General features: G+C 64.1%; 10 protein-coding genes and 2 pseudogenes. 6 read left to right on the forward strand and 6 right to left on the reverse strand.

The window, feature by feature from the left end; translation table 11 throughout:
• Positions 1–223: 223 nt before the first annotated feature.
• Positions 224–1,567: a helix-turn-helix domain-containing protein gene (locus ACFYMP_RS17490; protein ID WP_388857645.1), complete on the forward strand. Its 1,344-nt coding sequence runs from the start codon at positions 224–226 to the stop codon at positions 1,565–1,567.
• A gap of 286 nt (positions 1,568–1,853) precedes the next feature.
• Here the strand turns inward: ACFYMP_RS17490 and ACFYMP_RS17495 are convergent, their stop codons facing one another.
• Together ACFYMP_RS17495 and ACFYMP_RS17500 are read right to left on the reverse strand one after the other, a co-directional pair.
• Positions 1,854–2,342: a hypothetical protein gene (locus ACFYMP_RS17495; RefSeq protein WP_388857648.1), complete on the reverse strand. Its 489-nt coding sequence runs from the start codon at positions 2,340–2,342 to the stop codon at positions 1,854–1,856.
• A gap of 869 nt (positions 2,343–3,211) precedes the next feature.
• A complete protein-coding gene (locus ACFYMP_RS17500) occupies positions 3,212–4,291 on the reverse strand; it encodes a ParA family protein (protein WP_388857651.1) in 1,080 nt (359 codons plus the stop codon).
• A 782-nt stretch (positions 4,292–5,073) separates the two neighbouring features.
• Between ACFYMP_RS17500 and ACFYMP_RS17505 the strand changes: the two genes are divergently transcribed.
• On the forward strand, positions 5,074–5,406 hold the full coding sequence (locus ACFYMP_RS17505) for a transposase (RefSeq protein ID WP_388857654.1): 333 nt from the start codon (positions 5,074–5,076) through the stop codon (positions 5,404–5,406).
• 119 nt (positions 5,407–5,525) lie between these two features.
• Positions 5,526–5,846 carry a transposase gene (locus ACFYMP_RS17510; RefSeq protein WP_388857657.1) on the forward strand — a complete coding sequence of 107 codons (321 nt, stop codon included), beginning with the start codon at positions 5,526–5,528 and terminating at the stop codon, positions 5,844–5,846.
• Between the two features lie 265 nt (positions 5,847–6,111).
• Here ACFYMP_RS17510 and ACFYMP_RS17515 read toward each other — a convergent pair whose 3' ends face one another.
• From ACFYMP_RS17515 to ACFYMP_RS17530, 4 genes and pseudogenes are all read right to left on the reverse strand, one after another.
• Entirely contained in the window at positions 6,112–6,600 is a 489-nt protein-coding gene (locus tag ACFYMP_RS17515; RefSeq protein ID WP_388857660.1) for a hypothetical protein, read from the reverse strand.
• Positions 6,601–7,537: 937 nt separating this feature from the next.
• Positions 7,538–8,169 (reverse strand): annotated as a pseudogene (locus ACFYMP_RS17520) (IS5 family transposase); the annotation flags it as partial.
• 3 nt (positions 8,170–8,172) lie between these two features.
• Entirely contained in the window at positions 8,173–8,673 is a 501-nt protein-coding gene (locus tag ACFYMP_RS17525) for a transposase (protein ID WP_388857664.1), read from the reverse strand.
• Positions 8,625–8,759, reverse strand: a pseudogene (locus ACFYMP_RS17530) (transposase); the annotation flags it as partial. The pseudogene ACFYMP_RS17530 and the gene ACFYMP_RS17525, both read right to left, overlap by 49 nt.
• A 1,000-nt stretch (positions 8,760–9,759) precedes the next feature.
• Between ACFYMP_RS17530 and ACFYMP_RS17535 the strand changes: the two are divergent.
• The 3 genes from ACFYMP_RS17535 (at position 9,760) to ACFYMP_RS17545 (ending at position 11,963) form a co-directional block, all read left to right on the forward strand.
• Positions 9,760–10,329: a transposase domain-containing protein gene (locus tag ACFYMP_RS17535; protein WP_388858332.1), complete on the forward strand. Its 570-nt coding sequence runs from the start codon at positions 9,760–9,762 to the stop codon at positions 10,327–10,329.
• Positions 10,326–11,060: a transposase gene (locus ACFYMP_RS17540; protein ID WP_388857667.1), complete on the forward strand. Its 735-nt coding sequence runs from the start codon at positions 10,326–10,328 to the stop codon at positions 11,058–11,060. The genes ACFYMP_RS17535 and ACFYMP_RS17540 overlap by 4 nt, the downstream gene beginning before the upstream one ends.
• A gap of 420 nt (positions 11,061–11,480) precedes the next feature.
• Complete coding sequence (locus ACFYMP_RS17545) at positions 11,481–11,963, forward strand: hypothetical protein (protein WP_388857670.1); 483 nt, start codon at positions 11,481–11,483, stop codon at positions 11,961–11,963.
• Positions 11,964–12,025: the final 62 nt, after the last annotated feature.

Consider the following 12,025-nt stretch of genomic DNA (forward strand, 5'->3'; position numbering starts at 1 on the left):
TCTCGATCGCTGCGGCGGTGCGGTGATCGTGACCAGCGCGATAACCACCCACCCTGCGGCCGGACCACAACTCATACCCGCACTGAGCTACTCCCCCGCCCCGCGAGCGCAGTCGGCGATCCGACAGCCGACGACAAACCCCTCCGGCTTCCACGCCGAGGCCGTCCCACGCTCACAGCAAAGGACCGGACTCCTTGCCGCACTGCCGCCCCTGTCTACGCGCATGCACAAGCTCCTGGTCCTCGGCGACCAGGATGCCGCGTACGCGACCGGGAACCTCCAGCGAGGCGGGAAGAACACGGCGGCCTCCGACCACGCCTGGGCGATGACCCGCGCCCTGGCCGCCGACGCCGTCCGCGCGGGCTGGAGCCGGCCTTCCTTCCTCCAAGTGATGCTCGACGGCCCCTACAAGGCCGGCCAACACGCCCGAGCCCTCCAGCACCGCCGCGGTTACGACAAGGCAGCCGCCTGGCTCCAGCGGGCCTGGGACGGCGCACAGCAGTACGTCCGGTCCACCGACCCCATCAGCACCCGCCAGGACTTCCACGCCGCCCTGGCCGCCTTCCGCGCCCGCATCGAGTGCACGCCCTGGAAGGGCATCGCCGGCAAGACCGACCTGCGCAACCTCATCGTCCGCATGAATGTTTGCTCTCAGGCCGGAAGTTGGGACCACACCGTCTCCGAACGCGACCTCGCCGAGAGGATGGGGTGCAGCCGAACCACCGCCCACAACTCCAACCAACGCCTCCTCACCACCAGGATGCTGCGCCAGCTTGACAACGGCTCCGCCACCGAAGGCGCGCGCTGGATGCTTATTTCCCGTCTGTCTTCCACCACGTCTCAGCACTGGTCCACCCCCAAAGGGCCGAAGGCTGGGGGGGCCATGAGTGGCCCAGCAGTGAGACAAGCCGACACGAATGCCAGCCTCAACTCCATGGCGGCTAGCGGCTTGATGAGCCTTGACGCCTTCGCCCACCACGGACTGAGCGGTAGCGGACTGGTCATTCTCGCGGCCCTTGCCGATCAGGACGGACAAAGCATCACCGAGCTCCAAACAAGCGCCTCCATATCCCGCCCGACCGCCTATCGACAGATCGGCAAGCTCAAGAACCTCGGCCTCGTCCGCCACGAGGGTGAGCTCTACCACCTCTCACCTGACGCGCTTGAAGGCGTTGGAGAGCCGACGCAGCACTGCACCGATCCTGTGGTCAGCTGGGCAGAGGCTGCCGAGAGACTGGGTACGGCGGGAGTAGCAGAACGACGGCGGCGTCACCACGAAGTCCAACGAGGCCACTGGCGACTCCAACAAGTGCGCCTTGCCGAGAAGCGCCGCGCAGCGCAGTTCGCTCTCCCCCACCCTGCGCTTGCCCTCCCTCAGCACGTGCGCGCCAAGGGGTGGGCTATCGACTCCGTCTCCGTAGGGACGATCCAGGCCCCATACAGGGCCTCGGACGGCCGCTGGCTTCTCGTGCCCAGGCCAACTATGAGAGAGCCATATGACGGCCTGGACGCCCTCAACTACTCGCAAAAGGCGGCAGGGCATGACGTCATGGGGAAGAACACCTGATCTCACGAAGGGTCGGCTGGCCATCGTCCTCCATGCGGCACTCAGACCAAAGCCCGCCGTCCTGGCTCATCCTGAGCTCGGAGTCAGGGGTATAGATCACCCACCGGGCGAGCCCTAACACCTCTCCCATTCGCCATGCCCCGGTGCCGTGGCGTGAGGGTTGGTCATCGCGGTCGCGTCCCTTGGCACCTGGGCAGAGGGGCTTACCAAACGCTCCAGACGCACGGCGTCCCCTTCCCGGGCCTCGACACGCTCGTGGCCTGGTGCGATCAGCAGAGCGAGGATCTCATTGATACGTAGTCTCGATAGTGCGCGCGAAGAACGCTTCAACATGAGGGCGTTCGGCAGGAAGACCATTGAGATAGTCAGCCACTACAGCACTGATGATCTCGAACGGCTGGATCTTTATGGCTGGCATGCTGCTAAGCAGGTCCATCATCCTGCTGACCTTCGCATTGACGTCCTTGCGAAGAGTGCAAGAGAACCGCTGCTTCTCCATGTCCGCAAGGTATTGGTTGCTGAGGATGTACCCGCGGTACTTGTAGGCCATATCCGCTAGTTGCTCGACGTGGTCCTTCTCGTCCTCGATCAGGTCCTCGTCCACGCACGTAGGGTCAAGCGGCCCCAGTGCTGCCTCAAGTACTGCGTCGACGTAGTGAGCCGGAGTGAGCTTGTGGCGCTGTCCGGTGAGCGCCATGAAGAGAGCCTTATCGCTGGTCCCTTGATTGGCGAGTTGCTCGAAAGCGGCCCCATAGAGGTGGATGTTCCTGTTCACGCTCGGAACGGTGCTGAGCTGGCCCACCCGATAGGCAACCAGTAGAGCAGAATAGCGTGGAGCGGCTGACTGCAAATCACGCAGAGCGTCCTCGCGACTGGTCTGCTGCTGGCTCGGGTCGAACCGTGCAACACGCGGCCGGCGAACTCGACGAGGTGCCAGGCCCCCCTGCTGAGCAGTGGAGATCGGCTGCCTGCCATAGCTGGCCAATTGCCGAGCCATCTCACTGCTGGTCCCGGCTGCGGGGCGGTAGGCATTCCCCTCCGACTCGGAAGCAGCAGTGGGACGAGGAGCCTCCTTACGGGGTGCGGTGACCGCTGCACTGTGGGCCCGTTCGTGGCTGCCAGAGCTTTCGCCATCCTGGGGTTGCGTCTGCTCCACGGTCCCAGATGCAGCTTGTTGAAGGGGGGGAGCTGCCGATGGACGCGCGTCCGGAGCGTCTCCGCCACCCAAGGGTGCCATGGCGTGAGAAGACGAGTCGGCGGCGCCCCGTGCGGACACGCCGGTGTCCATTTCCTCTTCCTCTCCAGTGCCAGCCGCCGAAGAGCCTTGCGGCTGAGGAGGGCCAAGGATCTCGCCCGCCTCCGCAGAATCCCCTGCCGGGTCTACTGTGAAGCCTGCGATGAAGGCAGCGGCGTCCCCATTCGTCGCTGCAGGGCGAGACTCTGCTTGAGCCTCCCCTGGGGTTTGACTGCCGTTAGAGTCAGATTCTTTCGCTGTCCCAGTGAAACCTCTCAGCGAGAAGCTGGGCATCTGAGCAGCGAGCCTCGTCTTCCGTTCCGCAGCTTCCCGAGCCTTACGTTGCGCAGGAGTCTCATTGGACTTCGACGGCTTAGCAGCAGCCTTCTTGCCGGATCCGTTGCGGCTTGTCATGCGCTTACTCCCTCGAGCTCAATGTTCCGGCTGACAACACGCTTGATCACATCGCCAGTGAAGACCGTCCAGTCGTCAGCCAAGTCAAGTGCCTTGCCAGGCTCCACAAGGCGGCCGTTGGCGTAGCGAGGGCGCGGCACAGGCTTGCCAGACTCGTCCAGAAGCATTTCATTCGCAGCGAGTGCGAGCTCCCTTGCTGGCATTCCGTTGTTGCGGCTGACAGTCGCGATGTGTCGAGCTTCCCGAATATGGTCCCGCATGACCATGCTCGGATTAAGCCCAGCCGCCTCAAGCAGCAACTCAATCTTGGTCCGCACGATGTCGAGCTCTCCAGTCGCCTCACCGGTGACCTTTTTGAATCCCAGGAACCCAATGGCCACGATGCCGAGCTCCGGGTTGATGAGTCGGATTTCAGCCACAAGATTAGCGATTGCCTCAAGGCCACCAAGCATGGCGTCATCGGAATTCTTGACTGGTGTCACGATGTGCGTCACCGCCGCGAGGCCGAGCCGCTGGACATTCACGTCGCCGGGAGAGAAGTCAACGACGATCCAGGCGTAGAGGTGCGAGATCTGCGCGAGGAGCATTGCGAGCATGAGATACGGAGCCTGAGCGTGCTTGCCCGCCAACCGACCAATTTCTGTAGCGAGCTCCGAGTTCGCTGATCCCGCTACGGTCATATCCAGGTACGGCTTCACATTCCGGACGACCGAGAACGCCTTATCTTCAGTAACAGCTTCAACAAAAGCCTTCCCGTCGTCATCCACCTCGCTACCGAGAATCTTCAGATCGAGTCGACCGTTCCCGTTGCTATCCAGTTCGATATAGAGAACGGGCTTAGCTTCGTGACCCTGCTCTGCACGATCCTGCTGCTCCTGGGCGAGCATGTGGCTGAGGTTAACACCTGTCGTGGTCTTCCCTTCGCCCCCCTTTCCGATAGTCACGCCAAGAACGTTGCGCAGCCTAGACCTCAACTGTCCGACCAGATCCTGGAGCCTGTCCGGTGGCGTCATAGCATTGAACTGGCTCACAATCCTAAGCCTCGGTGCCAGCGATTCGAAGGTGTGAAGATGCACTGACTCTCCATTAATGGATGTTCTGATGGTGGGTTAGTCCGGTTCCTTGAACGCGTGCACGGCTACCGACAGGTTGACTCGCACACTCGTCAAGACCTGCGGTGGATGATACATGCGCATCGTCTAGAAAGTCACGCCCCATCAGGCGAACCGAACGCGTTCGGAGCTGATCCAAATGTTGACCTTCTCTCCCAACGACCCCCCAGCCGTGCAGCGAACCGCAAACCAATTCCCCCATTCTCTTCCCTCGCGCCATTCATCTCACTGCATTGCCCGACCGAGGGATTATCCTCCAGCTCTCATCAAAGCATAACCGAATATGCCCCATGGATGATCCTCTGACGGATGTTCACGCAACCCCTTCAACTCGCTTCCCGTGCTCGTCGGAGTGTCCTGATGAGGTGAGTGAGTAAATGATTAAAGTGTGTGAACTTGTGAAAACTGCAGGTCAGGGGCCATTTTGCCATTACCTTGCCATCTCCTGTGACGTGTACGCACGGAGTGGAAACGCTGGTTGCTACGCTCCATGACTAAGGGACCGGCATAAACGCGCGCCTCGCAGGAGGACTTTGTCGGCGATCCGTAGCCTCAAGCAACTTGAAGAGGCGGGGCAGCCAACCCGTGCAATGGCTGACATCCCGGAGAATTGCGGTGCCGGTGCCAAAGATGGCTGTTCGCAAGTTCACGCACTTTCCTCACTTACTCACCAGCACACTCCGTCGGCCACCCGCGACCAATATGGGTTCCATGCAGCATCCATCAGTGACCGGAGCATCACGAACTTGTCATCCGACGTGGACCATCAGCAGTTGCAGCAGTTCATGACCTCGTCGACCTGGCCGGTGGACATCGTCCGCGCCAGGCTGGCCCGCCGGGCAGTGGCGGTGGTGCGGCCGCAGGTGTGGGTGGTGGACGACACCGGGTTCCCGAAGGACGGGACGTCCTCGCCCGGGGTGGCCAGGCAGTACTCCGGCACCCTGGGCAAGGTCGGGAACTGCCAGATCGGGGTCAGTGTCCACGCGGCGTCCGACGCCGCGTCGTGTCCGCTGTCCTGGCAGCTGGGACGGGAGCGAGGCTGCCGGTCGTCGGGCCCGGTGCCGGGTCCCCAAGAGTGAGCATCACCGGCCGAAGTGACAGCTCGCGCTGGACATGCTCGACGAACTGGCCACGGTCGGGCTGCGGCCGGCGGTGCTGGTCACGGACCTTTGCGAGCCGGACAGGATCCCGGGCCGGGATGTCGGCCGGCAGGTTGGAGATCCAGTACGTGACCGGCTCGTTCTCCCCTTCTGGCCACTGGGCGATCAGCCCCGCGAGACTGAAGCGGTACGAGACTGAGCACGAGTGGCTCACCAGCGTCCGGCTTCCGCCGTATGCACCCGACCTGAACCCCGTCGAGGCCGTCTGGTCCCTCGTGCGCAGGGCCATGGCCAACACCGCCTTCGACACACCCGACGACCTCGACCGCACACTCCGCCGCGAGTTACGCAGGATCCAACTCCGACCCCACCGACCCACCGACCCCACCTTGAAAACCTCAGTAACAAAGCCCTACTAGGCGCCGGCCCCACGTTACGGTCGGTCCCGTCGACGGCTTCCGCAGCATCCCGTTGCGTTGTGTTGAGGACCTGGCGCCGGTTCCGACGACCCACCGACACTGCGGACAGTCCTAGGCCCTCGCCTTGCACAAGCAATCTCGCGCAAGGGCCTCTCATCCTGGTCAGATTCTTCAACTGGCGTGGAGACCCAGTTTCGGGTTAGACTAGTCAAGAATCTTAGACGCAGCGAGGCCCCACCTCAGGTGGGGCCTCGCTGTTTTTGGCCTACTGTTGGCGTCCCCGGCGACGCGCGGCACTCAGGTCAGCTACACCTGATGCTGTCGGGACCTTGCCGTGCTTGCGTTCCAGCGTGCGGAGCCGAACTTCCTCCTCGTGCCTTGCGAGGGCTCTGTCGTACCTCTCCTGGTAGTCCTCGACATCGAGCCAGTCTTCCTCGGCCATGCCGTCGATGGCTGCCTTCTGCTCCGCGGGGGTGCGGAAGCCGCTGATCATCGGGTTGAGCTGGTAGAGGCCCTTGGTCTTTCGAAAGACCATGCGAGCAAGCCCCAGATGCAGCAACCCGCGGCCGGCCTGTGAACGATGCACCTTCAGAGCTTCGGCAATCTCCACCTCAGTGGTCTGACATAGGCCACCAGGCTTCTGATCGCCCAGCAGGTGATCGCGTACTCGGTATGCGATGCCCGGCATGCTCGGCGTGTACGCGAAGACGTTGAAGGAGCCCCAGGTGAGTTCCGCCGGGGCCACGTCAGCCATGGGAACCTCTGCCATCAACACTGCCCTCCGGGGAACTCCGCTTCAGACTGCTTGGCCACCCCTCGACGCAGAGGAAGCTCAGCAGCGGGCAGAGCCAGCTGCTTGAAAGCCTTAGGTACTTTCGGATCGTCTAGAAGATCCGCCAGGATACTCAGTTGGTCAACCCTCACACGCACCTTCTCTGTCCGGGCCCCACTTCGCTGTCGCACCGGTCGCTCAAATGTCTGCGTACCGCCTCGCAACGTGGCGGCAGGCTGGAGTTGGTAGTGCCCTCGCTTGGGCATGTGAACCAGGCCAAGTGCGGTGAGCTTCGAGATGGACCGTGAGACTTGGCTTTGATCACGTCGTTTGCGTAGGTCTTCCCACATCTGCTCCGAAATTCCCTGAGCGATCTCGTTCTGGGTGACGCATGCAAGACCGCCTGGCTCCTGGCTGCCAATCAGGAAGAGGAGGACGCAGAGGCTGACGTTGTCGTCGTAGAAGTAGGTAGAAGCCCAACGCATGAAGGCAAGCGAGTCCATTGTGAACCCACCGCCGATGAAACCATCGCTTGTGAGGGGTGGCTCGACGTGAGCTCGGTGGCCATCGGGCAGCTCAACGACGTTCGGACGATGCGCGAGGCTCCCCGGCTGTCGGTAGGGACTAGCTCGTCGAGCTGACTTCTTGCCGGGAACGGGAGATGGCCCGAGGGAGCCGTCAACGTCCGGGCCTCGTGCGGAACTTGCCGACATGGCGAAGAGCACTCCTCATGATCGAATCCTAGACAAAGAGCACCCTACTGATTGCGCACATACTGCGCAACGACGCGCCGTATGTGCGCGTTGGCGTGTTGAGTATGAGCTGCGGAGCATGAACGCATGCCCAAGGATCCGAGGTCTTCCGCCATCGGTCCGTGCGGGCTCTGCCGGGGCTTATGCGCCTGGGGCCCTAACAACGGCTAACACAATGAGCCGAGTTGTCGGTGGGTGATGAGGCAGCAGGCGAGTTTGAGGAACGCTTCGTGGATGTCGGCTCGCCGTTCCCATCGGATGCGCAGCCGTCGGAAGCCGTGCAGCCACGCAAAACTCCGCTCGACCACCCAGCGGTAGGTGCCCAGTCCGGTGCCGTGCAGGGTGCCGCGGCGGGCGATCGCGGGCACGATGCCACGTGCGCTGACCTGGTCGCGGTAGATGTCATGGTCGTAGCCGCGGTCGGCGAACAGCGAGTCCGGCTTGCGACGCGGCCTACCGACTCGGCCGCGGACCGGTGGGATCGCGTCGAGCAAGGGCAAAAGTTGAGTGACGTCGTTGCGGTTGCCGCCGGTCAGCAGGACGGCGAGCGGGGTGCCGTGCCCGTCGGTGATCAGGTGGTGCTTCGAGCCGGCCCGGCCTCGGTCGACCGGCGAGGGGCCCGTATGGATCCCCCTTTTAGCGCTCTGACGTGGGAGGAGTCGACCACGCAGCGGGACCAGTCCAGCCGGGAGGCCGCGTTCAGCTCGGCCAGCAGGACCTCGTGCAGCCGCTGCCACACTCCGGCTTCGTTCCAGTCCCGCAGACGGCGCCAGCACGTCATACCCGAGCCGAAGCCGAGGTCCTACTTGAGGCGGTGGAAGCAGCGTTCGACGACGTTGCGCCGCTGATAGGCGGCCTTGTCGAACCAGCAAGGCTGTTCATGTCGCCGTTTACGGGCGACGAGTTGGGCGACGCGTTCGGGCATGGTCGTTTTGATCCCTCGCCAGCGGAGGTAGGCCCGGAAGGTGCGGGCCGAGTAGCCCTTGTCCGCGACGACGTGATCGGGCAGGGTGCGGGACCTGCCCGGTCCCGGCCCGGGGACGCGGATCAGTCTGATGACGGCTTCGGCTTGGGTGCAGTCGTTGCGGTTGCCGCCGGTGACCAGGAACGCCAACGGCCTGGCCCGGCCGTCGCAGGCGAGTTCGAGCCCCCTTTGGCGACCGCGTGCTGGTGGGCTCGGACGATCGTGCAATCGATCGCGACCAGCCAGTCCACCTCCGCCCGCGTCTGGGTCGCGGTCAGCAGGCGGTCGAAGGTGCCATCGGCGGCCCAGCGGGCGAACCTTCCGTGGACGGTCTGCCACGGGCTGAAATGCTCGGGCAGGTCCCGCCAGGGCAGCCCGGTGCGGAACGCCCTCAAGAACCTGGCGATGGTCCCGCCACCGGCCACGAGCTCGACCAGCAGGCGGCAGTAACGGTCCGATCACGGCCCACGCAGCGTCAGAAATCTCCCTGTCCCACACAACCGGACCAACAATCCGATGATCGAAAGTCTAGGCGTGACGCCTCGTGACGTGGCATCAGGTCAGCGTCCGTAGGCATGAATAGCGCAACACTGCGCGCATGTCGCGCAATCAACACGGTCGAACAGGCTGCTCCGTTCATACGGCGGCAGTCGGTGTATGAGTTACACGTCATGATCGTTCTCAGTTTCAAGTCTCTGACCTGCATAAACAAGAACCCGATGAACATCTAGAGCGTGCGCGCGCGTGATATCCCATCAGTCCCCCACTATGCAAGCACCAGAACACTCTGCACCTCTGATGGAGTCCACCTCTGCATCTTGGGCTACTTGTGCGACTGTTAGCTTTCGTCCTCGCAACTTGGTGTATCCCACTGAACGACCTGTACATCCAGCCCTGAATGCAACATGGGCAGCACTCTGACTACGCAGCCAAGTAACGTCAGGCACCAAGGTTGACTGTTCGACCCCTCTCCTTTCCCGCTTGCCCAAGGAGGGCGCCCAGCGCCCGAGTGGTGCATGGGCGACGTTAGGAGCCGACGCAGGGCATGCGGGGTGGGCTGGTCCAGGCCGCCAAGGGCCTGGCGCTGGGGGGGGGGGGCTGGCGGGCGAGTAGGTCAGTGCAGTTGCGTTAGGCGCCGCTTCGCAGTCTGAGCCTGCACCACGGAAAGTCAGCCCAGGCGGCGGGTGAGCCGACCGAGGAGGCGCACGTGTGTCTCCAGCAACCACTCCCGGGAGCAACCACGCCTCCCGTTTGAAGGCAGGCGCGAACTCACGCTCGCCGATGGTGCCCAGCCACTCCGGCGGGGCACCGCAAGCCCGCCAGGGCTGAGGAGCTACCGACCCGGTGCGCCCGTGCCCAGAGAGCGCCGAACGACGTTGACCTTGAGAGGGGCAGCACAGTGCAGGACAGCGAGTCCGGATCGGGATTCTGACGAAGGTGTTCACCGTCGAGCTGGTCGACGCGGCGATAGCCAAGCACAGCCGGACCGAGCAGCGGCGCCGCCTCCTACCGGCGCGGCTGGTCGTGTACTTCGTCCTGGCCCTGTGTATGTTCGCCCGCGAGTCGTACGAGGAGGTGCTGCGCGTGCTGACCAGCGGCATACCAGGAAGCCGGGCCCTGGCCAGGGTAAACAGGTCCTCGTTATGCCGAGCGCGGTCCCGGCTCGGCGAGGATGTGCTGGAGACCCAGTTCAGGGAGGTGGCTGATCCACTCGCCACCCCGGACACACCCGGGGCATGGTGGCGCGGACTACGGCTGCTCGCTCTGGACGGCACCCAGTTCGACCTTCCCGACTCGGTGAGCAACGGCGACACCTTCGACGGCCCGTCCACCACGGGTGGCCTCCCCTTCAGATTCCTCCAGGTGAGGGCGGTGGTCCTCGCCGAGATCGGGACACACGGAGTGCTCGATGCCCGTCTCGGCGGCTACCGCGGCGAACGCAGCCTCGTCTACCAGCTGGCTGGCTCCACCGGCGCCGGGAACCTGGCCTGGTGATCGCCGACCGCGGCTTCTGGTCGGTCGAGTTCGCGCACGCCCTCTTTGCGACGGGCGCGGACCTGCTGGTGCGGCTCCAGTCCAACCACCTCGGCACCCTCCAGGAGGAGCTTCCCGACGGCTCCTACTTGTCGATGGCGCGTCCGGGCAAGGACGTCCGATTCCGAGCCGCCTGGGAGGGCCGGACCCTGCCCAAGCACACGATCTACCGCGTCATCGCCTTCACGAAGGACGACAAGTTCGCCTTCCTCGGCACGACCCTGCTGGGCCCCGACGAGTACCCGGCGGCCGAGCTGGTCGCGCTCTACCGGGAACGCTGGGAGATCGAGCTGGCCTTCGACGAGATCAAGAACCACCTCGGACCCGGCGGCCCGATCCGGTCCCGCACGCCGGAAGGCGTCCGGCAGGAGCTGTGGGCCTACCTCGCCATCCACCACGCGATCCGCCGGTTCGCCCACGACGTAGCCCTCGCCGGCCCCGCCATCGACGCGGACCGCGTCTCCTACCTCAAGTGCGTCCGCATCATCCGCCGAAGTGTTTCATTCCAGCTCGGAGCCACCATCGCCAAGCTCACCCACTCCCTCCCCGAGGCCGGGCAGGAGGCACGCAGCCGATTACTCCCGCCTCGCCGGAACCGGAACTGCCCACGAGCGATCAAGAAGCCCAACCGGTGGCCCGTGCACCGGATCCGCGCCAAACGAGGAATGGTCGAACCGGGCCGCTGGTCCTGAAACCAGACCAAGAAGCAGAGGAGCAACCGACGGGCGGGGAGACCCGTGCTCAATCCGTCCCCGCCCCCGTCACCGCCTTAAAGCAACTGCATTGGGCGAGTAGGCGCCCAGTACGGGGTTGGAGGGGGCGCTGCCCCCTGCCGGGGTCGGGGGCAGCGCCCCTGGGATGTACGGTCCGCAGTTGACCGTCAAGAGACATGTTGATTTCGAACCTTCCGATGCTGTCAGCCCGCCTCAAGTCCGCGGTGCGGACCACAGCGACAGATTCCTCCTTCATTGGTCCCGCTGGACGGGATCGCCCAGCTCAGACCCGTTTTGAGCTCCTCTCGCCGTCAAGCATCGGTTGCTGGCAGCGTAGGAGGAGTTTCTCTTAGTCCTTTGATCGTTCTGCGCTGCCCACCGGACGTGGGGAGTGTGGACGTGAATCAGTACGGGCGGCTCGCAGAGCGGCACTGGCAGACACACAGGCCCGGGAACATCGCGGAGCTCGATGACCCCGAGACCTTCTTTATTGCCCTCGGCACTGATGTTCAGGTCGAGGTGCGGGCCCGCTGGACCGCCGCACGTCTGGCTGAGCCCGTCGTACCGGGGGAGTCCTACCTCGAACGCCTCGGCCGCCTGCAGCAACTGCGCCACGAGACCGAAGGAGAGGTCCTTCGCGAGCTGGTGTTGCTGCCCGCCAACGATGACGCCGACCTGGCCGATGACCCCCACCTCACCAGCACCGAGACGGCGGAAGAACAATGGCGTGAGCAGCGTCTTCACGATCTTCTGGCTGGCCGTAGCCAGCCGGGGGACTTCACTGCGGCGGAGCGGACTCGGCTGCGTAACGGGGCCCCCGGACGGCTGCTGGAGTTGACGGGGCTCTCGGATGAGGCTCTGGGCCGGCAGGGACTGCTGTGATGGCCGCCGAGGAGGGGGCCTTCCGCCCCGGGAGCCAGAACGATCTTGCGCCAGCTGCGGCG

Source organism: Streptomyces sp. NPDC007088 (assembly GCF_042869355.1).
Taxonomy (GTDB): Bacteria; Actinomycetota; Actinomycetes; order Streptomycetales; family Streptomycetaceae; genus Streptomyces.